Annotated in this window: 20 protein-coding genes and 1 pseudogene; 17 read left to right on the top strand and 4 right to left on the bottom strand. The window is 66.3% G+C overall.

Going from position 1 to position 23,546, the window contains the following annotated elements:
• Positions 1–9 precede the first annotated feature (9 nt).
• Positions 10–1,749: a nitrite/sulfite reductase gene (locus tag F7R26_RS25280; protein WP_150988991.1), complete on the bottom strand. Its 1,740-nt coding sequence runs from the start codon at positions 1,747–1,749 to the stop codon at positions 10–12.
• A gap of 323 nt (positions 1,750–2,072) precedes the next feature.
• Here F7R26_RS25280 and F7R26_RS25285 point away from each other — a divergent pair, with 323 nt between their 5' ends.
• Positions 2,073–2,420, top strand: a complete 348-nt coding sequence (locus tag F7R26_RS25285; RefSeq protein WP_150988994.1) for a type II toxin-antitoxin system VapC family toxin — start codon at positions 2,073–2,075, stop codon at positions 2,418–2,420.
• A 63-nt stretch (positions 2,421–2,483) separates the two neighbouring features.
• On the opposite strand, the gene F7R26_RS25290 is transcribed toward F7R26_RS25285, so the two are convergent.
• A complete protein-coding gene (locus tag F7R26_RS25290; RefSeq protein WP_150988997.1) occupies positions 2,484–3,476 on the bottom strand; it encodes an alpha/beta hydrolase in 993 nt (330 codons plus the stop codon).
• 331 nt (positions 3,477–3,807) lie between these two features.
• On the opposite strand from F7R26_RS25290, the gene F7R26_RS25295 reads away from it, so the two are divergent.
• Complete coding sequence (locus F7R26_RS25295; RefSeq protein ID WP_150989000.1) at positions 3,808–4,875, top strand: maleylacetate reductase; 1,068 nt, start codon at positions 3,808–3,810, stop codon at positions 4,873–4,875.
• A gap of 65 nt (positions 4,876–4,940) precedes the next feature.
• Positions 4,941–5,819 (top strand): NAD(P)-dependent oxidoreductase, encoded by an 879-nt coding sequence (locus tag F7R26_RS25300; RefSeq protein WP_150989002.1) that lies wholly within the window; start codon positions 4,941–4,943, stop codon positions 5,817–5,819.
• Between the two features lie 21 nt (positions 5,820–5,840).
• Here the strand turns inward: F7R26_RS25300 and F7R26_RS25305 are convergent, their stop codons facing one another.
• Complete coding sequence (locus F7R26_RS25305) at positions 5,841–6,755, bottom strand: LysR family transcriptional regulator (protein WP_150989005.1); 915 nt, start codon at positions 6,753–6,755, stop codon at positions 5,841–5,843.
• A 211-nt stretch (positions 6,756–6,966) separates the two neighbouring features.
• Between F7R26_RS25305 and F7R26_RS25310 the strand changes: the two genes are divergently transcribed.
• The 8 genes from F7R26_RS25310 to F7R26_RS25345 all read left to right on the top strand — a co-directional run bounded on the left by F7R26_RS25310 (position 6,967) and on the right by F7R26_RS25345 (position 14,879).
• Positions 6,967–8,292, top strand: a complete 1,326-nt coding sequence (locus F7R26_RS25310) for an amidohydrolase family protein (protein WP_150989009.1) — start codon at positions 6,967–6,969, stop codon at positions 8,290–8,292.
• Positions 8,293–8,750: 458 nt separating this feature from the next.
• Complete coding sequence (locus tag F7R26_RS25315) at positions 8,751–10,259, top strand: sugar ABC transporter ATP-binding protein (protein WP_150989012.1); 1,509 nt, start codon at positions 8,751–8,753, stop codon at positions 10,257–10,259.
• A complete protein-coding gene (locus tag F7R26_RS25320) occupies positions 10,252–11,208 on the top strand; it encodes an ABC transporter permease (RefSeq protein ID WP_150989016.1) in 957 nt (318 codons plus the stop codon). Before F7R26_RS25315 ends, F7R26_RS25320 begins: the two co-directional genes overlap by 8 nt.
• Positions 11,205–12,173: an ABC transporter permease gene (locus F7R26_RS25325; protein ID WP_150989019.1), complete on the top strand. Its 969-nt coding sequence runs from the start codon at positions 11,205–11,207 to the stop codon at positions 12,171–12,173. Before F7R26_RS25320 ends, F7R26_RS25325 begins: the two co-directional genes overlap by 4 nt.
• A gap of 92 nt (positions 12,174–12,265) precedes the next feature.
• Positions 12,266–13,231: a sugar ABC transporter substrate-binding protein gene (locus F7R26_RS25330; protein ID WP_193692242.1), complete on the top strand. Its 966-nt coding sequence runs from the start codon at positions 12,266–12,268 to the stop codon at positions 13,229–13,231.
• Positions 13,232–13,295: 64 nt separating this feature from the next.
• Positions 13,296–14,183, top strand: a complete 888-nt coding sequence (locus tag F7R26_RS25335) for an intradiol ring-cleavage dioxygenase (RefSeq protein WP_150989022.1) — start codon at positions 13,296–13,298, stop codon at positions 14,181–14,183.
• A gap of 5 nt (positions 14,184–14,188) precedes the next feature.
• On the top strand, positions 14,189–14,491 hold the full coding sequence (locus tag F7R26_RS25340) for a YciI family protein (RefSeq protein WP_150989025.1): 303 nt from the start codon (positions 14,189–14,191) through the stop codon (positions 14,489–14,491).
• 76 nt (positions 14,492–14,567) lie between these two features.
• The gene (locus F7R26_RS25345; RefSeq protein ID WP_144410011.1) at positions 14,568–14,879 is read left to right on the top strand and encodes a Dabb family protein; all 312 of its coding nucleotides are present in this window, start codon (positions 14,568–14,570) and stop codon (positions 14,877–14,879) included.
• 74 nt (positions 14,880–14,953) lie between these two features.
• Here the strand turns inward: F7R26_RS25345 and F7R26_RS25350 are convergent, their stop codons facing one another.
• Positions 14,954–15,379, bottom strand: coding sequence for an ElaB/YgaM/YqjD family protein (locus tag F7R26_RS25350; protein ID WP_150989027.1), 426 nt, complete (start codon positions 15,377–15,379; stop codon positions 14,954–14,956).
• Between the two features lie 247 nt (positions 15,380–15,626).
• On the opposite strand from F7R26_RS25350, the gene F7R26_RS25355 reads away from it, so the two are divergent.
• From F7R26_RS25355 to F7R26_RS25380, 6 genes and pseudogenes are all read left to right on the top strand, one after another.
• A complete protein-coding gene (locus tag F7R26_RS25355) occupies positions 15,627–16,070 on the top strand; it encodes a PRC-barrel domain-containing protein (RefSeq protein ID WP_150989030.1) in 444 nt (147 codons plus the stop codon).
• Positions 16,071–16,335: 265 nt separating this feature from the next.
• Positions 16,336–17,897 (top strand): annotated as a pseudogene (locus tag F7R26_RS25360) (class I adenylate-forming enzyme family protein).
• A gap of 312 nt (positions 17,898–18,209) precedes the next feature.
• The gene (locus tag F7R26_RS25365; protein WP_150989061.1) at positions 18,210–19,979 is read left to right on the top strand and encodes a phosphodiesterase; all 1,770 of its coding nucleotides are present in this window, start codon (positions 18,210–18,212) and stop codon (positions 19,977–19,979) included.
• A gap of 498 nt (positions 19,980–20,477) precedes the next feature.
• The gene (locus F7R26_RS25370; RefSeq protein ID WP_150989033.1) at positions 20,478–20,906 is read left to right on the top strand and encodes a GNAT family N-acetyltransferase; all 429 of its coding nucleotides are present in this window, start codon (positions 20,478–20,480) and stop codon (positions 20,904–20,906) included.
• Between the two features lie 196 nt (positions 20,907–21,102).
• Positions 21,103–22,011, top strand: coding sequence for a translesion DNA synthesis-associated protein ImuA (imuA, locus tag F7R26_RS25375; protein WP_150989036.1), 909 nt, complete (start codon positions 21,103–21,105; stop codon positions 22,009–22,011).
• Positions 21,944–23,509 carry a Y-family DNA polymerase gene (locus F7R26_RS25380; RefSeq protein ID WP_193692243.1) on the top strand — a complete coding sequence of 522 codons (1,566 nt, stop codon included), beginning with the start codon at positions 21,944–21,946 and terminating at the stop codon, positions 23,507–23,509. The genes imuA and F7R26_RS25380 overlap by 68 nt, the downstream gene beginning before the upstream one ends.
• Positions 23,510–23,546: the final 37 nt, after the last annotated feature.

The following is a 23,546-nucleotide window of genomic DNA, read 5'->3' on the forward strand; positions in this document are numbered from 1 at the left end:
GATTGGTGATCAGGCACGGGCTTGCTCCGTTTGCTGCCGCCGCGCGACGATCCTCGGGTCCTGGTAGACCGCCTGCTTGAAGGGTTCCAGGCCAACCCGCTCCACCACGTCGATAAACCGCTCCGCCTCGCTGTCGCGCAGGGACAGGTAGGTATCGATCAGCAGCGCCACCACATCCGGGATTTCATCGCGCGCGAACGACGGGCCGATGATGCGGCCGATCGCCGCGCCGCCGCCCTTGTGCTGATCCAGCAGCGCATGGCCGGCCGCGCCGTTCTGGCGCCCGCCGATGGTCACCTGGTACCACGCCTCGCCAGCCTTGTCCACGCCGAGGATGCCGATGTGGCCCACGTGGTGGTGCCCGCAGGAGTTGATGCAGCCGGAGATGTTCAGGTCCAGCTCGCCGATCTCGAACAGGTAGTCCAGGTCGTCGAAGCGGCGCTGGATGGCCTCCGCCAGCGGAATCGACACCGCATTGGCCAGCGAGCAGAAATCTCCGCCCGGGCAGGCAATGATATTGGTGAGCAGGCCGATGTTGGCGGTGGCCAGGTTCAGCGCGTCCAGCGCCTGCCAGAGCGCAAATAGCGCGCTCCGGCGCACGTCGGCCAGGATCAGGTTCTGCTCGTGCGAGACCCGCAGCTCGCCAAAGCCGAAGCGCTCCGCCAGGTCCGCCACCGCATCCATCTGGTCGGCGGTGATGTCGCCGGGCGGCATGCCGGTGGCCTTCAGCGAGACGGTCACGGCGGCGTAGCCGGGCACGCGATGCGCATGCACATTGCTGCGCAGCCAGCGGGCAAAGCGCGGATGCGCCGCCGCCAGTTCGGGATCCGGGCCGGCCTCGTGCGCCGCCGCGGGATCATGGTCCGGCATGGTGAAGCGGCCCGCCACGCCGGCCACGAAGTCCGCGCTGACCGTGTCCGGGCCGCCGCGGATCCGCTGCCACTGCTCGTCTACCTGTTGCGCGAACACGCCCGGCGTCAGGTCCTTGACCAGGATCTTGATGCGCGCCTTGTACTTGTTGTCGCGCCGCCCGTGCAGGTTGTAGACGCGCAGCGTGGCCTGCAGGTAGGTGAGCAGGTCGGACCAGTGCACGAAGGCGTTGATCAGCTTGCCGACCATGGGCGTGCGGCCCATGCCGCCACCCACCCACACGCGAAAGCCAAGCTCGCCATCGCGCTCCACCGCCTGCAGGCCGATATCGTGCACGCCCACCGCTGCGCGGTCCGTGGTGGCGCCGCTCACCGCGATCTTGAACTTGCGCGGCAGGAAGGCAAACTCGGGATGCAGCATCGACCACTGGCGGATGATCTCGCACCACACCAGGGGGTTCACGATCTCATCCGGCGCCAGCCCGGCGAAGTGGTCGGTGGTGGTGTTGCGGATGCAATTGCCGCTGGTCTGGATGGCGTGCATCTGCACGGTCGCCAGCTCCGCCAGGATAGCGGGCGCGTCCTCCAGGCGGGGCCAGTTGAACTGCATGTTCTGCCGCGTGCTGAAGTGCCCGTAGCCGCGGTCAAAGCGGCGCGCTATCTCGGCCAGCTTGCGCAGTTGCCGCGACACCAGCATGCCGTAGGGGATCGCCACGCGCAGCATGGGCGCATGCCGCTGGATGTAGAGGCCGTTCTGCAGCCGCAGCACGCGGAACTCGTCCTCGGTGAGCTGGCCGTTGAGAAACCGTTCGGTCTGGCCGCTGAACTGCGCAACGCGCTGGTCGACCAGTTGCTGGTCGACGGTGTCATACACATACATGAAGCACTTCCAGGTGTGCCGTGCGGGGAGGGGGGAGTTCGCCCCGCCGGCGAGGGGCTTGTGGGTAGCCTTGAGGCTAGCGCCCCTTGCGCGCGCCGAACAGGAGCAGACGGGACCTGTTCTGGCCGGAGCAGATGCCTTGCCGGTCGCGAAGCCGTGCGCGTCACCCGGTTTCCAGTGCCACCGTGTTCCGGTCCGGTCCGGTTTGCCGTGCCGGTTCCTTGTTGTTTCAGGCGCAAGCCTGGGCTGGCCTCTGACACCTTCGGGCTTTGGAAGCACCGCGAGGTGGATGGCCTTGCGTATCAGGAAAAGCTGCGGGAGGCGTGGTGAACGCGCTCTTTGACACCAACATCCTGATCGACCACTTGAATGGAATCGAAGAGGCCATGATCGAGATGCGCCGCTACGCGTCAAGGGCGATCAGTGTCATCACCTGGATGGAGGTGATGGTGGGCGCAACAGCTGAAGAAGAGCAGACATTGCGCGCGTGGCTCAATGGGTTCCGGCTGATTGCAGTCGATGATGCGGTTTCCTCTCGCGCGGTCCAGATCCGGAAAACCGCACGCATCAAGCTGCCTGACGCGATTATCTGGGCGTCAGCGCAAGCGCATTCCATGCTGCTGGTCACACGCAATACCAAAGTCTTCTCAGCCAGCGAGCCTGGCGTGTGAATTCCCTATCAACGCAAATGAGCGAGCGATGGAATCCATTGCAGCCCGGCGCTGCCGTGCCAGTCATTTCCCGGCAAAGCCATCCAGCCTCTCCACGGCCTGCACCGCTGCCGCGCGGGCGGCCGGTGACACCGTGAGCATGATGTGGCCGGTGCCGGGCACCAGCGTGACCGGAATATCCGGGCGGCCCGCGTCGGCGAACACCTGTGCAAACCTGGCGGCGACAAACACTTCATCGTCCTGCCCGGCCAGTACCGCCGCCGGCTTGTGGATCTCGCGAATGTCGCGCTGGTAGTCCTCATCGGGCTGGAAACTCGTCGCCAGCGCATAGGAATAGGTCGGCGTCAGTTCGGCGCGCGGTGCGTCGTTGATGGCAAAGGCCAGTACGGGCAAGTGGTTGAAGGCGGTGATGCCGAACCGGTTCAGCAGCGTGAGCGCGATCACGCGCGGCACGCCGACCGAGACCCAGCCGCCGGCGTCGGGGCGGAACGTGGGCGCGCGGCGGTTCGTATAGGGCGCCATGAACAGGTAGTTGTCGAACAGGGCCTGGCGCGCGCCGCCGGCCACGCGCAGCGCAAAGCCGCCGCCCGATGAGAATCCCACCAGCGTCTTCGGGCCGGCGGGCTGGACGGTGCTCACAAAGTCTTCCAGGTCGTCATCGAGCTGCCCGATGTAGGCAATGTCGCCACGCGGGCCAGAGGCCCCGTGGCCGCGCATATCCAGGGCGTAGGCCGTGAAGCCGGCCTGCGCGAAGCGCTGCGCAAGCGGATGCATGCTCTGGCTGTTGGCCGAGGAGCCATGCACCAATACCACGCTGCCCCGGCTGGGCAGGCCGGCGGCGGGGGGATAGCGGCGGTAGGTGAGTTGCGCGCCATCGCGTGCCGCGTATTGGGCGGGCGCCGCCAGCGCGGAGAAATCCACGTCCTTGAACGGATCGCTGATGCTTAGCATCGGCTTTGGCCGGGTCGGGCCACCTGCGGCCAGTGCCGCGGCAAGGGCCACGAGCACCACGAAAAGTACGGCGGAGACGGCGAGCGTGGCGGTTCGGAGTTTCACGGTATTCGCTTTGCGCAAGGGGTGGAATGGTGGAATGGTGGAATAGCGGAAGAGACCGCGCTGGCCGGACAGAAGCGAAAAGTGCGCTAGTCCAGCCCGGAAGCTAGCACCGAATCGGGCGCCGCGCGACATCCGCTAGTCAAAGGCGTGAATTCTTCCGCGTGCGTCAAGAGTGTTTTCCCATCCCGGCATTTCTTTCCACCCGGCGGAAGGCTAACGTGCACTGGCGCGTCCGCTGGCTGTGGTTTATGTCCGTGCAAGGCCACAAGCGCCGGGCAAGACACACGACAAGCGGGCACAGAACCTGATCCTTGCGGAGGAAGACAAAGCCATGCCAACGTCATTTTTATACGTGGCCCAGCCCACGCGCGTGCTGTTTGGCGCGGGCACCCTGAGCCAGGTGGGGCAGGAACTGGAGCGGCTGGGCGCCAGGCGGGCGCTGGTGCTATGCACGCCCAACCAGGCCGAAGACGCAACGCGGTTGTCCGACGCGCTCGGGCCGTTGTCCGCCGGCATCTATCCTGGCGCCGTGATGCACGTGCCGGTGGAATCCGCCCGCGCGGCGATTGCGCACGCGCAGGAAGTGGGCGCGGATTGCATGATCGCCCTTGGCGGCGGGTCGACCACCGGGCTGGGCAAAGCCATCGCGCTGACCTCCGGCCTGCCGATCCTGGCGATTCCCACCACCTACGCCGGGTCCGAGATGACGCCGATCTACGGCCTCACCGACGCCGGCCTGAAGAAAACCGGGCGCGACCCGCGCGTGCTGCCGCGCACCGTGATCTACGATCCCGTGCTGACCGTGGGCCTGCCGGTGGCATTGAGCGTGACCAGCGGCCTGAACGCCATTGCGCACGCCGCCGAGGGGCTGTACGCCGAGGATGCCAACCCGGTGACGTCGCTGATGGCCGAGGAGGGCATCCGGGCGCTGGCCAGCGGCATTCCCCGCGTGTTCGCCGCGCCCACCGACCTGGATGCCCGCGCCGATTGCCTCTACGGCGCATGGCTGTGCGGCACGGTGCTGGGCAGTGTCGGCATGGCGCTGCACCACAAGCTGTGCCATACGCTGGGCGGCAGTTTCAACCTGCCCCATGCCGAGACGCACACGGCGGTGCTGCCGCACGCCATGGCCTATAACGCCTTGGCCGCGCCGGATGCCATGGCGCGGATCCGCCGGGCCATGGGCGGCGAGGGCATCTCCGCCGCCGCCGCGCTTTACGACCTGGCCGCCCGCCACGGCGCGGCCACGGCGCTGCGCGATATCGGCATGAAGGCCGAGGACCTGGACCGCGCCGCGGATATCGCCTTGGCCAACCCGTACTGGAATCCGCGCCCGATCGAGCGCGCGCCGATTCGCGCATTGCTGCAGGCCGCCTTTGAAGGCGTGCGCCCGGACTGAGCGGGCCAGCAAACACAAAACACAAAATACAAAACACACAACACACACCGCACCGGAGACAAACAATGCAAATCGGCTTTATCGGAATCGGCAAGATGGGCTTGCCCATGGGGCGTCACCTGGCCGCCGCCGGGCACGCTGTCGAAGGCTTCGACCTGTCGCCCGCCGTGCTGGAAGCCGCGCGCCAGGCCGGGCTGAAGACGGCCGGCTCGCTCGCGCAGGCAACCGCCGGCAAGGACGTTGTGTTCAGCTCGCTGCCGCACGACGCGGCCTTCGAAGCCGTGGGCGCGCAAGTGGCTGAGCTGGCCGCGCCGGGCACGCTGTATGTCGATACCAGCACGGTGTCGCCGCAAGCGTCCGCCCGCGTGGCCGCTTTGCTGGCGCAGCGCAACATCCCGTACCTGCGCGTGACGGTATCCGGCAACAACAAGATGGCCGAGGCGGCGCAGCTGACCTCGCTGGTGTCCGGTCCGGCGGCCGCCTATGCGGTGGCCAAGCCGCTGCTGGCCGCGCTCGGGCCGGCCCAGTTCTACCTGGGCGAAGCCGAGCAAGCGCGGCTGATGAAGCTGGTGGTGAACCTGATGATCGGCCTGACTTCCGGCATGCTGGCCGAAGCGCTGGCACTCGGCGCCAAGGGGGGCCTCAAATGGCAGGACATGTGGTCTGTCATCACCGCCAGCGCGGTGGCCGCGCCCATCGTCAAGGCCAAGTCCGCGCAGCTGGTCGAGAACGACTACACCCCCACCTTCACCGTGGACCAGATGCTCAAGGACGTGGGACTGATCCTGGATGCGGGCGCCGACCTGCGCGTGCCGCTGTCGCTCACGGCGCTGCTGGGCCAGATGCTGCAGGGCGCCGCCGCGCAGGGCATGGCCGGTGATGACTACGCCGCGGTGATCAAGTCCGCGCGGCTCGCCGCCGGGCTGCCCAGCGTCAATGGCTAGGCTGGGCGCCTAAGCGCGCCGTCACGACGTCCACTTGCGCTCGTAGTCCATGCGCTCGAAGTGCGCCACCAGGTAGTCGATGAACAGGCGCACCTTGGCGGCCAGGTAGCGCCGGCTCTGGAAGGCGATGTTGATGGTGAGCCGGGGCAGGTCCCAGTCGTCCAGCACCGGGATCAGCCGGCCCGCCACGATATCGTCGTAGACGATGTACTTGGGCTGCACCAGGATGCCCAGGCCTTCCAGCGCGGCCGCGCGGATCACCTGGCCGTCGTTGGACTCCAGCTTGCTGCGCACCGTGACCGTTTTCTCCTCTGCATTGCGGGTGAAGGCCAGCTCGTGCGGCCGGTTGGCGTACGAGTAGATCAGCATGTGGTGGCGCAGCAGGTCGTCGACGTCGCGCGGCGTGCCCATGCGGTCCAGGTAGCGTGGCGAGGCGGCCAGGATGCGGCGCGTCTCGGCCAGCCGGCGCACGGTCAGGCCGGAATCCGGCTCGAATTCCCGCGTGCGGATGGCCAGGTCGATGCCACTGTCCATGATGTCGTAGTAGCGGTTGGCCGCCAGGATGTTCACGTCCACCTTGGGATAGAGGCTGGTGAAATCCGGCAGCAGCGGCGCGAGGTGCTTCATGGAAAACGACAGCGATGCGGTGACCGTCAGCGTGCCGCCCGGCTCCAGCACATTGGCGTTGACCGCGGCTTCCGCCTCCTTCATTTCCGTCAGCACGCCCTTGCAGCGCCGGAAAAACTCGTGCCCCACATCGGTCAGGTAAAGACGGCGCGTATTGCGCTCGATCAGCCGCGCCGATAGCCGCTGCTCCAGCGAGGTGAGGTAGCGGCTTGCCGCCGCGTTGGAAATGTCCAGGCTCTCGGCGGCCTTGCTGATGCTGCCCAGCTCCGCGATCTGGACGAAGAGTTCGAATTCGGTCCAACGGTCCATGCTTTGTCTCCCCGTGTGTCCCTTGGTCCGCCGCGCGAGCCGTTTTGATTCTCTCGCCTGGCGGAAAGAAGATTTCCTTATCCGTCGTTTTTTTCCATTTGCCGGCAGTATAGAGTTTGTTCCAGCACCTGTCAGGCATGACAGGATGCCCACAAAATCCAGAGCGGCGCGCCGGCCACTGGCAGCGCCGCCAGGCAACGGAGACACACCCATGATCCTGGTACGCGGGGCCACTCTGGTCACCATGGAACCCGCCCTCGGCGAGTTCACCGGCGACCTGCTGATCGACGGCGAGCGCATCGCCGCCATCGCACCGCATCTCGAAGCGCACGACGCCGAGCTGATCGACGCGCGCGGCTTCATCGTCGCCCCGGGCTTTGTCAACGCGCATATGCACACCTGGCAGACCGCGCTGCGCGGCGTTGCCTCGGGCTGGACGCTGACCGAGTATTTCCGGCAGATGCATGCCGGGCTGGCCACGCGCTTCACGCCCGATGACATCGGCATCGCCACGCTCGTCGGCGCCTGGAACCAGCTCGATTGCGGTACCACCACGCTGGTGGACTGGTGCCACAACAATCCCACGCCGGCGCACAGCGATGCCGCGCTGGACGCGCTGGAGCATGCTGGCATCCGCGCCGCGTTCCTGCACGGCTCGCCCAAGCCAGACCCCAAGCCCGGCGCGCTGCCGTTCTGGGAAATGCCGCACCCGCGCGGCGAGGTGGAACGCCTGTCCAGGCGGCTGCAAGGCTCATCCCTGCTCAGCCTCGGCCTGGCCATCCTCGGCCCGCATTACGCGACGCTGGAAGTGGCGCTGCACGATTTTGCGCTGGCACGGGAATTTGGCCTGCTGGCCAGCATGCACCAGGGCGGCGGCAGCGCCCGCACGCCGCAGGGATGGGCGCGGCTGGAGCAGGCCGGGCTGCTTGGCCCCCATATCAACATCGTGCACGGCAACAACCTCACCGACGCGCAGCTGGCGCGCTTCGTCGGGCTGGGCATGAGCTTCTCCGTCACGCCGGAGAACGAACTGACGCAGGGCCATGGCTTCCCCATCACGGGCCGGCTGACGCGCCTGGGCGCCGCGCCGTCGCTCGGCGTGGACCTGGAATCGGGTTTGTCCGGCGAGATGTTCATCGCCGCGCGCATGGCGCTGGGCATCCAGCGCGCGCTGGACCATGCGGAGTACCGCCAGCAGCACGGCGAGATCGCTCCCGCGCACGCGGTGAGCTGCCGCGACGCGCTGGACTGGATCACGCTGGCCGGCGCGCGGATGCTCGGCATGCAAGACCGCATCGGCTCGCTGGCCGTGGGCAAGCAGGCCGACCTGGTGATGATCGACGCCCGCAAGCTCAACATGATGCCGCTGCACGACCCGGTGAGCGCCATCGTGATGCAGGCCAGCCTGGCCAACATCGACAGCGTGTTCGTGGCAGGCAAGGCGCGCAAGCGCCACGGCCGGCTGCTGGTGGACGGGCTGCCGGGCAAGCTTGAAGCGCTGCGCGCGTCGGGCGAACGCCTGGCGGCGGAGCGGTGAGCGAGAGGGGAGCCAACCAGCGGCAAGATCAACCAACTGGTGTAGCCGTGTGAAGCGCCCGCAGGGCGGGCCACACCCCAAGCGCGATGCGAAGCGAGCCGTCAAGGTTCACCCAGGCCGTATGGGGCGCCTCGGGCTTCGGCGAAAAGAGCGGAAAAGAGGGACCCATGTCTGAGTATCGCCTTAAGGCGATGCGAGTTTGGGTCCCGGCCGCTCTTTTCGCCGAAGCCCGAGGGGGTAGTCGCCCCATCCGGCGCGCCTTCTTTGCCTACTTTCTTGGCAAGACAAGAAAGTAGGTCGCCGCCCCGCAGGGGCGGTGAAACAGCAGTTGCCTTTGCCGTCATCAACGTGCCACCAGCACCAGGAAGCCACCAACGATAAGAAGGAGACCACATGCATCGACAACCCGCCCCGCACGGCATCGGCGCCGGCGCCGACAAGATCTTCAGGCCCGCATCATGAACGCCATCACCGAAATCACGCCGCTGTTCGAGATGCGCGGCATCTGCAAGCACTTCCCCGGCGTGAAGGCGCTGGACGATGTGTCGTTCGCCATCTACCCCGGCGAGGTGCATATGCTGCTGGGCGAGAACGGCGCCGGCAAGTCGTCGCTGATGAAGGTGCTGTGCGGCGTCTACGTGGCCGATGCCGGCGAGTTCTATCACGACGGCAGCCCGGTGGCGATCACCAGCCCGGCCGATACCATGCGCCTGGGCATCGCGGTGATCTTCCAGGAGTTCTCGCTGGTGCCTTACCTGGACATCGCGCAGAACATCTTCCTGGGCCGCGAGCCGCGCGGGCGCATTCCCGGCTCCGTCGATGCCGCCAGGATGCACGCCGAAGCGCGCCGCATCCTCGATATCCTGGGCATGGAGGTGAGCACCCGCACGCCGGTGCATGCGCTGGGCGTGGCCCAGCAGCAGATGGTGGAGATCGCCAAGGCGCTGTCGCAGAACGCGCGCATCCTGGTGCTGGACGAGCCCACCGCGGCGCTGTCCGACCGCGAGACCGAGAAGCTGTTCGCCGTGATCGCGCGGCTCAAGGCGGACGGCGTGTCGATGATCTATATCTCGCACCGCATGGCGGAGGTCTTTGCGCTGGGTGACCGCATCACCATCCTGCGCGACGGCCGCAAGGTAGGCGCCTGCCTGCCAGGTGACGCCACCCCGGACGAGCTGGTGGCGCGCATGGTCGGGCGCAAGGTCGACATGAGCTACAGCCGCGAGCGCAGCGCGCAGCTGGGCGAAGTGGCGCTGGACGTGCGCAACGTCAGCGCGGACACCGGCATCGCGGATATCAACCTGCAGGTGCGCGCCGGCGAGATCGTGGGCCTGGCCGGGCTGGTGGGCTCGGGCCGCAGCGAGGTGGCGCGCGCCGTGTTTGGCGCGGACCCGATCCAGCAGGGCGAAATCCACATCTTTGGCAAGCGTCTGGCCGGTGGCCCGGACCGCGCCCGTGAGCTGGGTGCCGCGCTGATTCCGGAAAGCCGTAAATCGGAGGGGCTGGCGCTGATTCGCACGGTGCGCGACAACCTGCTGCTGGCCGGCTTGCGGCGCGCCTTTCCCGCGCGCTGGTATCGCGCAGACAAGGCCGAGGCGCTGGCCGAGCGCGAGATCGCGCGGCTGCGCATTGCCACGCCCGACGGCAACCAGCTGGCGCAGTTCCTCTCCGGCGGCAACCAGCAAAAGATCGTGATCGGCAAATGGCTGGTCGCCGAAGCGAAGCTGTTTATCTTCGATGAGCCCACGCGCGGCATCGACGTCGGCGCCAAGGCCGAGATCTTTGCGCTGATCGACAGCCTGGTGAAGCAGGGCGCCGGCGTGCTGCTGATCAGCTCCGAACTGCCGGAGATCATCAATGTCTGCGACCGCACCTATGTCATGCGCGGCGGGCGCATCGCCGGCGAAGTCGCTCACGCCGAGATGACCGAAGAACGCATTCTGCAACTGGGGATGAACGATGCTTGATACCAACGCACTACCGCGGCCGCTCGGCCTGTCCATCGGCAAGGTGCCCGGATCGGTCTGGGTGCTGCTGCTGCTTTCGCTGGGCTTCAGCGCAACGGGCTCGGGCTTCCTGAGCGTGGAGAACCTGCTGAACATCGGCGCGCAATCCACCATCCTGCTGCTGATCGCCTTGCCGATGACGCTGATCATCATGACCGAGGGGCTGGACCTGTCGATGGGCGCCGTGCTGACGCTATGCGGCGTGGTGCTGGCGATGGTGATGGTGGCCACGGAATCGCTGCCGCTGGCCTTGGGCGCGGCGCTGCTGACCGGGCTGGCGTTCGGCCTGCTCAATGGTGCGCTGGTGTCGTGGCTGGAGATCCCGCCGTTCGTGGCCACGCTGGGCACGCTGGGCGTCGCGCAGGGGCTGGCGCTGGTGGCCACCGATGGCCAGAGCGTGACCGGCATCGGCGACATGATTCCGCTGATCTACGCCGGGCAACTGCTGGGCGTGCCGCTCCCGATCTGGATCGCGGCGGTGTTCTACGGCCTGTTCCACTGGCTGCTCTACCACACCCGCTTTGGCGCCTATGTGTTCGCGCTGGGCGGCAACCGCGAGGCGCTCAAGTTCTCCGGCGTGCGCATCAATGTCTATCTGATCGCTGTTTATGCGCTGGGCGGGCTGATGGCCGGCGTGGCCGCGCTGCTGCTCACGGCGCGCATGAATGCCGGGCACCCCACGGCGGCCATCGGGCTGGAGTTCGATGCCATCGCCGCGGTGGCGGTGGGCGGCACCACCTTCGACCGCGGCAATGGCTGGCTGCCCGGCACGGTGCTGGGGGTGCTGGCGGTAGGCGTGCTGCGCAACGGGCTCAACCTGGTGGGCGTGCAGTCGTCGGTGCAGGTGGCGGCCATCGGGCTGCTGGTGCTGGTGGTGCTGCTGATCGAATCGTTCAAGGGGAAAGCATGAACACGGCGACTCTGTTCCCGCCACTCTCGGCGGATGCCCGCTCGTTTGCCTACCGGCTGTTTGCGCTGGGCCTGCTGTGCCTGCTGCTGGCGGTGGCGTCCGACGCGTTCCTGACGCTGGGCAACATCCTCAACGTGCTGCGCCAGGCCAGCCTGTTGTTCCTGCTGGCGTCGGGCGTGACGCTGGTGATCCTGACCGGCGGGCTGGACTTGTCGGTGGGCGCCAACGTGGCCATGTCGGCCTGCGTGGCGGCCACCGTGATGAAGGCCACCGGCTCCACCCTGCTCGGCGTGGTGGCGGGGCTGGGCACTGGCGCGCTGATCGGGCTGGCCAACGGCCTGCTGGTGGCCATGCTGCGCATCCCGCCATTTATTGCCACCTACGGCATGTTGTGGGTGCTGCACGGCGTCACCTACTGGTTCATGGCGGGCGAGACCATCCACGGCTTCCCGCCGGCGTTCCGGGCGATCGGCAGCGGCTACCTGTGGGGCGTGCCCATTCCGGTGTACCTGATGCTGGCGTTCCTGGTGGCGGGCACCGCCATGTCGCAGAAGACCACCTATGGCCAGGAGATCTACGCCATCGGCGCCAATCCCGTCGCGGCCCGGCTCTCCGGCGTGCCGGTCAGGCGGCGGCTGGTGCTGGTGTACCTGGTGAGCGGCGCCATGGCCGGCATCGCCAGCCTGGTGTTCCTGGCGCGGCTCAACTCGGCCGAAGGCGACATTGGCGAGGCGCTGACGCTGCCCGCCATCGCCGCGGTGCTGATCGGCGGCACCTCGCTGTTCGGCGGCGTGGGCCGGGTATCCGGCACGCTGGTCGGCGCCATCATCCTCACGCTGGTGCTCAACGGCATGAACCTGCTCACCGTCAGCGCCAACTGGCAACCGCTGGTGACGGGCGTGATCGTGGTGCTGGCGGTATTCCTGGATACGCTGTCGCGCAAGCGGCTGGGCGTGAAGTCTTAGCTCGACGTCGCCAATCAGGGTCGTCAAACAAGGTCGTCAAACAAGGTCATCAATCGAGGTGGCAGCTTTTCATCAGAGACAAAGGAGACAACATGAACGTACGTAACCTGAAGCAACTGGCCGGCTTGCTGGCCCTCGGCATCCTGGCCGCGCCGGCCCACGCGGACGGCGAGCGCATCGCAGTGTTCACCAAGAACCAGACTAACCCGTTCTTCCAGGTCGTGCGCCAGGGCGCGGATGCGGCGGCCAAGAGCATGAACGCGCGCGTCACCCACTACATCCCCACCAAGCCGGACAGCATCCCGGAGCAGATGAGCCAGATCGAGGACGTGATCGTCAAGAAGGCCGACGCCATCGTCTTCGTCCCGGTGGACTACAAGGCCATGGGCCCTGGCGTGAAGAAGATCAACGCGGCCAATATCCCGGTGGTCAACGTGACCGACAAGAGCGACGTGGGCAATTTCGTCTCCTTCATCGGCGCCAGCGACTACGACCTGGGGCTGAAGACCGCCACGCACCTGTTCAAGGCCATGGGCGGCAAGGGCAATGTGGTGCTGCTGGAAGGCATCAAGGGCTCGCTGACCAATATCGACCGCGTCAAAGGCATGCACGACGCGCTCAAGGCCTTCCCCGGCATCAAGCTGGTGGCTTCGCAGCCGGCCAACTACCAGCGCCTGCAGGCCTTGCAGGTGATGGAGAACCTGATGCAGTCGTACCCGCAGATCGACGGCATCTTTGCCACCAACGACGCCATGGCCATCGGCGCCATCGAGGCGCTGCAGGGCGCCAACCGCAAGGCGCTGGTGTCCGGCATCAACGGCACGCAGGAGGCCATCGACGCGATCAAGGCCGGCACCATGCTTGCCACGGGTGACTACAATGGATTTGCCCAGGGTTGCCTGGGCATGACCGCCGCCATCCGCAAGCTGCGCGGCATGCCGGTCACGCAGAGCATCGTGCTGCCGGCCACGGTGGTGGACAAGACCAACTACCAGTCGATCGACATCCCGGTGAGCAAGCGTGCCTGCCCGCGTTGGGAAGATGCCACCAAGGCCTGATCCTGATGTCCGCAAGAACGACCACAATAACGTCCACAAGAACGACCACAAGGGAACACGCATCATGCGCAACCTAGACGAAGAGACCATCACCCAGGCCGTGCTGGCGCGGCATGCCGACATGCCCAACGGGCGGATGAAGGAGATCATGACCAGCCTGGTCCAGCATCTCCACGCCTTTGCCCGCGAGGTGCATCTCACCGAGGCCGAATGGGCCGAAGGCATCAAGTTCCTGACCGAAGTCGGCCACACTTGCACCGGCAGCCGGCAGGAGTTCATCCTGCTGTCCGACACGCTTGGCCTGTCCACGCTGGTCACGGCGCAGAACCACAAGAAGCCGCGCGGCTGCACCGAGGCCACTGTGTTCGGGCCGTTCTACGTGGACGACGCGCCAGAGTACGAGCTGGGCGCCGACGTGGCCAACGGCATGACCGGCGAACCGTGCTACGTCAGCGGCAAGGTCAAGAGCGTGACGGGCGAGGCGGTGCCGAACGCGCGGCTGGAAGTCTGGCAGGCGGATTCGGAAGGCTTCTACGATGTGCAGCAGGCAGGGCTCGATGGCCACCAGGGCCGCGGCACGCTGATAGCCGACGAGCGCGGCGGCTTTCACTTCAAGTCGATCGTCGCCGAGTGCTACCCGATTCCGCACGACGGCCCGGTGGGCCGCATGCTCGATGCCATGGGCCGCCATCCGTGGCGTCCCGCGCACCTGCACTTCATGATCTCGGCGCCGGGGTTTGAGACGCTCATCACCCATGTGTTCCGCGAGGGCGGCGAATACCTGGATTCCGATGCGGTCTTCGGTGTGCGCAGCTCCCTCATCGGGGACTGGGTGCGGCACGAGGCCGGCACCGCCCCGGATGGCACGCCATCGGCCACGCCGTTTTACACGCTGGATTTCGATTTCATTCTCAACCCGGTACCGGCAGCGCCGGCGCCGACCCGGAGGTAGGCCTCATGCTGTTCGTATTCCATCTTCTCGACAAGCCCGGCACGGGCGAACTGCGCGCCCGCGTGCGCCCGGCGCACAAGGTTTATCTCGGCGCCAAGGCCGACAGCATCGCTTTCGCGGGCCCGCTGCTGGCCGAGGACGGCACCACCATGGCCGGCAGCCTGCTGGTGATCGATTTTCCGTCGCTTGCCGAGGCCAAGGCGTGGCTGGCCGGCGAGCCCTTCACGCAGGCCGGCGTTTATGGGCAGTCGACCGTGCATGGCTTTAGCAACCTGTGGCCGCAGAAGGTCGGTTTCCCGCCGGCCTGACGTGAAGAACATCGAGAACATCAAGAACATCAGGAAAATCAGCCAAGATCCGCCAAGATCGGCAAAGGGAGAAATCGTGTCCATCGTCAAACACATCGTGATGTGGAACCTGCGCGGAGAAACCGAAGTCGACAAGCAAGACGCCGTGGCGCGGCTCAAGCTTGCGTTCGAAGGGCTTCGCGGCCGGATCCCCGGAATGCGCCACCTGGAAGTTGGCGTGGACTCCAGCAAGGTCAACTACGCCTGCGACGTGGTCCTGTACTCCGAGTTCGAATCGCAGACGGCGCTGGAAGGGTACGCCACCCACCCGGAGCACCTGCGGGTGAAGGAGGAACTGGGTGACTTGCGCATTGCACGCCACCAGGTGGACTACGAGCCGTCTGCGTGAATGGCATAGAGAGGGAAACGGGAGGCGGTCAGGCGCTGCGCGCGCCGGTCCGCCTTTGTCCGCCTTGGTGCGCTTCAGTCTCGGTCCCGGCCAGCGCTGCGTGACATCAGCAGGCCCAGGATGATGCCTACGCCAACCGCCATGCCCATGGACCGCAGCGGCTGCGCCTTGACATAAGCCGCGGTGTCTTCCGCGCGCTGCGTGATCTGCTGGCGCACGTTGTCCGAGATGCCTTTGGCCGCCTCCTTGGTCGTGGCCATCTTGTGCAGGAAGTCCTGTTTGGCCTCTTCCATCGCGGCGGCCGACAGGGAAGGCAGGCGGGCGATCAGCTCGTCCAGCTCCCGCTTGAGGCCGGAAGCTTCGTCCCGCGCGACAGCGCCGATCTGCCGGCCGGCGGTTTTGGTGGCATCCAGCACGTTCGAGGTTGCCGTGCCAACCTTGCCGGCGATACGAGAGGCCTCGTCCTGCGCCGACGATTGTCCATTGCCAACGGTTTCCATGTGGGTTCTCCTGAAGTGTGTTTGGGGGCAGGGTACAGGCGCAGCTTTCGTGCCATGCGGCAACGCACGCTCGTTGCGGCAACAGGGCGAGTCATCACGGGTCAACACGGGTCGGAAAGGAAAGAAAGTTACCGGCTTTTGTAATTCTTCCCGTGATGCCGAAGCCCATGCCGTGGCGCCGCCTGCCCCAACGGCCTGGCATGTTCGTTGCGCGCTCTCTGGCACCACCCTTTTTCAGGAGATGAACATGGGACAACTCAATCCCGGCATGCCTGCCGGCAGCAGGGGCGCGGCCATTGTCGGCCGCGGTGTGGGCGATGGCCCGGGCCCCGATGTCATGGGCGCATCGACGCTCGACGGCAACAAGGTCTATTCCTCGGACGGCGAACATGTCGGCAAGATCTCCGAGATCATGCTCGACGTGCGCGGTGGCCGCATTGCGTACGCGGTGCTTACCAGCGGGGGCTTCCTCGGCATGGGCGACACGCTGCACGCCATTCCCTGGGGCGCGCTGACCCTGGACACCGACGAAAAGTGCTTCCGCATCGGCGTGACCGCGCAACGCATCAAGGATGCCCCGGGTTTCGACAAGGACAGCTGGCCGGCCATGGCGGATCCTCAATGGGGCACCACGCTGCATGAGTACTATGGCAGCAACCCCTACTGGATCGGGGAAGGCGGGCCGCTTTGAGCCAGGCTGCGCGCTGAAGTGACCTGCGTCGCTTCCTGCGTAGTTACCTCGTAGTTACCTCGTAGTTGCCTGTTAGTGCGGGCTGCCCCACCGGTGTGGGGCAGCCTTGCCATGTCCATGCGAAAATCTACCCCGGCCTGCGGCAATACCGGCAGGCCCACGGGATGAACGCCGCTGCCCCGGACGTTCAAGACGATAAATTCGCGCGCGAAGGCGGTCCCCCGGACCTGTTGATCGCGACGCCAGATGGAGACAGGACCTTCCTATGGGCATCACAGAATTTCTGACGCAGCCGATCGGCAACCTCGCGGACTGCGTCCGCCTGCACGCCGCAGAGCGGCCCGGGCATGTCGCGGTCGTCGACAGCCGGGGCTCGCTGACCTATGCCGAATTCGACGCGCTCGCTGACCGCGTTGCCACCGCCTTGCAACGCGACGGCCTGGAACCCGGCGCGTCGCTTGCCATCTGCGCGGCAGCCTCCATCGAATACGCCGCCATCCTGATCGGCGGCCTGCGCGCCGGCGTTGCCCTGGTGCCGCTCGCCCCGTCCTCCACGCCGGCAAGCCTGGCCGGCATGGTCGAAGACTCCGACGCCCGGGTGTTCTTTGTCGACGCGGACGTCCTGCGCGAGATCGCGCCGGTGAAGGATCGTATCCAGGCTCGCCTTATCGGGCTGGCCGACGCCCCGCCGGGCTCGCGTTCGAAGCCTGGCTGGCCCCGCACGGCAGCCGCCCGCAAGCGCATGCCGTCGCGCCGCAACAGGTGTTCAACATCATCTACTCCTCGGGCACGACCGGCACACCCAAGGGCATCGTGCACGCCCACGCCCTGCGCTGGAACCAGATCCGCCGTGTCCAGGAATCCGGCGGCTACGGCCCCGACGCCGTCACGCTGATCTCCACGCCGCTGTACTCCAACACCACGCTGGTGAGCTTCATCCCCACGCTGGCGCTTGGCGGCACCGCCGTGCTGATGCCCAAGTTCGACGCGCAGCGCTATCTGCAACTGGCCGAGCAGCACCGCGTCACGCACAGCATGCTGGTGCCGGTGCAATACCAGCGCCTGATGGCGCGTGCGGACTTCGGTGACTACGACCTGTCATCGTACCGGATGAAGTTCTCCACCAGCGCGCCGCTTTCCGCCGCGCTGAAGGCAGAGATCCTCAAGCGCTGGCCCGGCGGCCTGGTGGAGTACTACGGCATGACCGAAGGCGGCGGCAGCTGCGTGCTGGCCGCGCACGAGTTCCCCAACAAGCTCCACACCGTGGGCAAGCCCATGGAAGGCCATGACATCCGCCTGATCGACGACGACGGCAATGAAGTGCCCGTGGGCGAGATCGGCGAAGTCGTCGGCCATTCCAACGCCATCATGGCCGGCTACCACAAGCAACCGGAGAAGACGACCGCGGCCGAATGGCGCGACGCCACCGGCAAGCTCTTTATCCGCACCGGCGACGTTGGCCGCTTCGACGAAGATGGCTTCCTCACGCTGATGGACCGCAAGAAGGACATGATCATCAGCGGCGGATTCAACATCTATCCCAGCGATCTCGAAGGGATCCTGCTGCAGCATCCGCAGGTGCTGGATTGCGCGGTAGTTGGCGTGCCCTCGCAGCGATGGGGCGAAACGCCGGTGGCCTTTGTGGTTCGGCGCGATGGTGCCACGGTGTCTGGTGATGCCCTGATGGCCTGGACCAACGAGCAGGTTGGCAAGACGCAGCGGCTTGCCGTGCTGGAACTGGTGGATGTGCTGCCGCGCAGTGCGATCGGGAAGGTGCTCAAGCGGGAACTGCGGGACGGGTTCCGCCCCGGACGGCCGCTGGACTGAGGCGAAGGGCGGGGCGCACGACTGGCTGGCGCGCCCCTGTCGCCAGCGATCGCGCTATTTTTGCCGTGCGCCCGGCCCTTGCTTTCTTGCCTTCCCAGCCTGCGGCCATAACGGCGCGCTCACGGAGAGATTCGCCGGCGGGTGCCCTGATCGGCACCGGGAATACTCGGGTTCATGATTCTTTTGTGACAGAGCCTAAAGGTCACGCAGATACCAGCGTTAAAGCCTGGGAGATCCGGTACATGCTTGCGTCCTGACGGCGGCATTCGCCTGGATAGACGTTCCTGGTTGTAGAGAGTCCTTGCCGTGACCATGTCCATTGCAAAATGCATAGAGCAGGAACAGCTAAGCGCGGTGTTCCAGCCCATCGGGTACCTTGCCTCGGGAGAGATCCTGGGCTATGAGGCATTGATTCGAGGTCCTGCTGGGACGGCTCTGGAAAGTCCCCAGGCGCTCTTCGAGCAGGCACGGCGTGAGGGCTGCATGGTTCGACTCGAGCGGTCCGCCGCTCGGGTCTGCATCAGTGCCTTTGCGAAAACGGGCCTGCCAGGAAAACTGTTTCTCAATTTCAGTGCGCAAGCCATCCGCGAGATTGTCAGCAGCAAACGCGATGTCCGCCAGTTCTTGGGCGCGGTGCAATTTTCCGTTGAACGGATCGTCATCGAACTTACCGAGCAAACTAGCCCGGAGCCTCTGGCGTCCCTCGTATCCTCCATTCGCGTGCTTAGAGATGGCGGGGCTCAGTTCGCGCTGGATGACTATGGCCAGGGCAACGCCAACCTCAGTCTCTGGATTGCCTTGCAGCCAGACTATGTCAAAGTTGACCGCGCCATCGTTGACGGTGTTGCCAATTCCGCGTTCCGCCTTGCGGCGCTGCGGTGTTTGCAGGTGCTCGCCAATGCCGGCAACGCCACACTGATAGCAGAAGGCCTTGAGACAGTGGAGGACCTGACCGTCTGCCGTGACATCGGCATAGCCTGCGCGCAGGGGTTCGTTCTTGGCAAGCCGCATGCCACGCCGAGCGCATCACTCGAGGAGCAAGCGCTGGCAGCCATTGCTGCCGTCTCGATCGCGGTGTTTCCAGAAGCCGTCAAGCTTGCGCCTCGCACCTTTTCGGCAAGCAGGTTCTTGACTAATGCGCCAAGTGTCCTGCCGGCAACCTGCAACAACGATGTCCTGGATATCCTGACAGCGCGCCCAATGCTGCATGCTGTTGCCGTTGTCAAGGATGGCCGGCCCGTCGGTCTGATAAATCGGCGGACCTTTGTCGACGCGTACGCGCTTCCTTATCACCGGGAACTCTTCGGCAAGAAGAGCTGCATGGAGTTTGCTAACGCGTCCCCGGTGCTGGTGGAGACAGGCGCGACCGTGGAACAGTTGGCTCAATTAATGACTAGTGAAGACCAACGCTATCTGTCCGATGGACTGGTGATTGTCGAGCAAGGCCGGTATGTGGGTCTGGCGACGGGGGAAGATCTGGTGCGCGCTGTCACGGAAGTGCGCATTGAGGCGGCCAGATATGCCAACCCGCTGACCTTCCTGCCGGGCAATATGCCAATCGATGCGCATATCAAACGGCTGGTCGAAAGCGGCGCCCCCTTTCATGCATGCTATTGCGACCTCAACAGCTTCAAGCCGTTCAATGACCAGTACGGTTACTGGCTAGGGGATGAAATGCTGAAGCTGGCGGCGGGAGTCTTGAGCGAGGCTTGCGACCAGTGCAAGGATTTCCTTGGACACGTGGGCGGCGATGATTTTCTGATTCTGTTCCAGAGCGAAGACTGGGAATCGCGCATCCGCACAGCGATGAAGCGATTCAACGCAAGCGCGGTGCAACTCTATGAGCCGAGCGATATCGAGGCTGGTGGCATCCAGAGCGAAGACCGCCATGGAGACTTGCGCTTCTACGCTTTCGTGACAATTGCGGTGGGTGTGGTCCCTGTGGGGCCAGGTTCCGATATCGATTCCAATGCCATCGCGACGCTGGCAGCGGCGGCGAAGCGTGAAGCGAAGAGGTCCGGCGACAGCTTCTACGTTTGCGGGCCCGAACTGTTGCAGGTAACCAAGACCGGGCTCATCTGAACCTGCGCATCCGGCCAGCGCGATCTGGCTGCGGTTGTCACGGTCGTCGTTAGCTGCGGTGCGGCGTACAAGGCGCTTTATGACCGTGTGCGCCGTATGCGCGACCCACGAAGTTCCCGCGGTCCCGCAAACATTGTCTTCGGCAATGTCTTAATGCTGCAATACAGGGGCCTTATCATTTGCCGGTATCAAGTCGCAGCTAAAGAACTCTGAAAAGCACTTTCGCGTATGGACCATTGGGGTGGGCCATGCGCCGATTTGATTGCACGTCTTACCATGGCTTCTTTTCAAGGCGGCCCGGATGCCAGAAGAGTGTTCGGCTTCAGGTGCCATGTTCGGTGGACGTGTTGTTGCGGGGTTGTCGGAGCCATCCTGAGGGGTGGCTCTTTTGTTTTGCTTGCTGGCTCGAACCACGTGGGCCGGCATCGGCCAATAGACGCATGCCGCAGCGCTAGCTGTCCTCCACTCCTCATCTTCCTTGGATCTACAGGTAGTAACATGCGGCCCCGTCAAGCAACCACGACCGATTTGTCCGATGTGGCGGCGCTACTTCAGTCTTGCTCACTACCTGCCGGGGGCATCGATCGTCAATCGGTGCAATTTCACGTCAGCAGAGACAAGCAGGGACTCCTTGGGTGCGCAGGCTTCGAGGCATTCGGTGGCAACGTTGCCCTGGTCAGAGGCCTCGCCGTGGCAAAGCGCGCCAGGCGCGCGGGGTTGGCCGGGCTGCTGCTTTCGGCCATGGTTTCCGACGTTCGGCTACGCGGCATCGACTCCCTGGTCGTCGGCACGGATACCTCGGCGGGCTACTTCTCGCGGCTTGGGTTCGCACCGGTCGAACTTGCTGCTTTACCGCCGGAGTTACGGGAGTCTCCGGAATTTTCCGCCGCAAGTCTCAATACGCAGTTTCTGAAGGTGGAGCTCTAGCAGGCTGTAGAAGATCGATGCCGCGCAAACGGCGAAGCTCTCCCTGTGCGGGGGGCGGTTAACCGCGGTCAACCATTGTCATTCTCCAAGCTGCAAGCCTCACCGCTTCACCCTTGCGTGCATCCGTGGTACTGTATAAACATACAGTATTCGGAAGTTTCCTATCAGTCCCCTCGGACTGAGCCGCACGCATCACATGACCGCCGAACTCTTTTCCCTATCGCCCGATACATCGGGCGATTCGCCTTTGGCGCAGCCGCCCGTGGCCGACCGGCAGGGGGCGCTGGACGCACTGGAGCAACGCTATCCCGGCCTGTGGCGGGCGGGGCAGCTTGGCCATCTGGGCCGGGCGGGCAGCGTGCCGGCCTTGCCGACCGGCCATGACGCGCTCTCGGCCGAGTTGCCCGGCGGTGGCTGGCCGGTGGGCGCGCTCACGGAGCTGCTGCTGGCCGACCCCGGCGTGGGCGAGTTGCGGCTGCTGCGCCCGGCCTTGCTGGCGCTGGCCGCGGCGCAGCGCCGGGTGGCGCTGATCGGGCCGCCGCACCTGCCCAATGCAACGTGCCTGGCCGAATGGGGGTTGCCGGCTCGCCAGTTGTACTGGGTGCGCCCGCCCGCTGGCGCGGGCCGGGCCGCGGCGCAGGCGGATGTGCTGTGGGCGGCGGAGCAGGTGCTGCGCAGCCAGGCCTTTGGCGGGGTGATGGTGTGGCTGCCCACGGCGCGTCCCGAGGCGCTGCGGCGCTTGCAGGTGCTGGCGCAGGCAGGAGACGCCGTGGTGTGGGCGTGCCGGCCGGCCAGCGTGCTGCGCGAGTCGTCGCCGGCGGTGCTGCGGCTGCTGTTGTCGCCGGCGCCGGGCAATGCCGTGTCGGTCACGTTCCACAAGCGGCGCGGCCCGGTGCGCGATACGCCGCTGGTGCTGCCGCTGGGCGAGATGATGGCGGTCCCCGCCATGGCCACGCCGCCTGCGGCGGCGCAGGCCCCGTCGATGCCGGTCCCCCTGAATGCCCCGGTTTCCCAAGCCGTTGCGGGAGAGCAAGCCCATGTCGTACTGGATCGCGGTGCATCTGCCGCGCCTGTCGCTGGACGCGCTGCAGCCGAACTGGCCTGAGCCCGCCGCGCCCCGCGCCTGCGCTGGCCTGCTGCACCACAGCGTGCCGGTGGCGGTGATGGAGCGCGAGCGGGTGGTGCTGGCCAACGGCCCGGCGGTGGCGCTGGGGGTGCAGGCGGGGATGCGGCGCGGCGGCGTGCAGGCGTTGTCGGCGCAGGTGGTGCAACTGCAGCGCGAGCCGGCGGCCGAGGCGCAGGTGATGACGGCGCTGGCGCTGGCGTTGCTGCATTTCACGCCGCATGTCACGGTGCATCCCGATGCCGGGGTGGCTACCGTGATGATCGATGCCGGGGCCAGCCTGCGGTTGTTTGGCGGCCATCTGGCGTTGTGCCGGGCGGTGTATGCGCGGGTGCGGCGGCTGGGGGTGTTCCCGCAGCTGGGCTGCGGGCCGACGGCCTTCGGGGCGGCGTGGCTGGCGGCGCAGCCGCTGCGGCGCGATCGCCGGGGCGGGCTGGTGCGTCCGGCGCGGCGCGCGGTGGGGCCGCAGCGCATGGCGCGGCTGCTGGACCGGCTGCCGGTGGGCATGTTGCAGGGGCTGGCGGACGATGGCTGGCTCGATGGCATCGGCTGCCGGACCGTGGGCGAGGTGCGGGGCCTGCCGCGTGCCGGCCTGCGGCGCCGGCTGGGGCCGGACCTGCTGGCGCGGCTGGACCAGGCCTATGGCGAGGTGCCGGTGCGCTTTACGTGGTTCAGCGCGCCCGCCACCTTCTCGCAGCGCATGGAACTGCCAGGCCGGACCGAATCCGTGCAGGGCGTGATGGCGGGCGCGCAGCGTTTGCTGCTGGCGCTGGCCGGCTGGCTGGCCGTGCAGCAGGCGGGCGTGACGCATCTTGTGCTGCGGCTGGAGCATGAGCGCTACCGGCTGGGTGCCCAGACGCAGGCAACGCCGGTGACGATCAGCCTGGCGCAGCCCAGCCGCGATCCGGCGCATTTGTCCAAGCTGTTGCAGGAGCGGCTGGACAAGGTGCAGTTCCGCGTGCCGGCGGTGAGCCTGCTGCTGGTGGTGGAGTCGGTCCAGGCCTGCGTGCCGCAGAGCGATGCGCTGTTTCCCGAGCCGGGCGGCACGCCGGCGGAACTGGGCCGCGTGCTCGATACGCTGATGGCGCGCCTGGGCCGGGAGAACGTGCTGCAACCGCAGCCGCTGGCCGACCACCGGCCCGAGCGCGCCAACCGCTGGTGCCCTGTGGATGAGATGCCTGCGCGCGCGCCGCGCGAGCCGCAGCGTGCCCCGGCGGGCATGCCGGAGCGTCCGCTGTGGCTGATGGCGCAACCCGTGGCGCTGACTGTGCAGCGCCATCGGCCTTGTCACGGCGGGCCATTGACGTTGCTCTCGCGGCCGGAGCGCATCGAATCCGGCTGGTGGGACGGCGCGCTGGCCACGCGCGATTACTTCGTTGCGCAACGGGCGGATGGGCTGCGCTGCTGGGTCTATCGCCAGCGCCCCGGGCGTGAGGAAAGCGGCGAGTACCGCTGGTTCCTGCACGGCTTGTTTGCCTGAGTCTTTGCCCGAGTGTTTGCCCGAGTTTTTTGCCTGA

This window comes from Cupriavidus basilensis (assembly GCF_008801925.2).
GTDB lineage: Bacteria > Pseudomonadota > Gammaproteobacteria > Burkholderiales > Burkholderiaceae > Cupriavidus > Cupriavidus basilensis.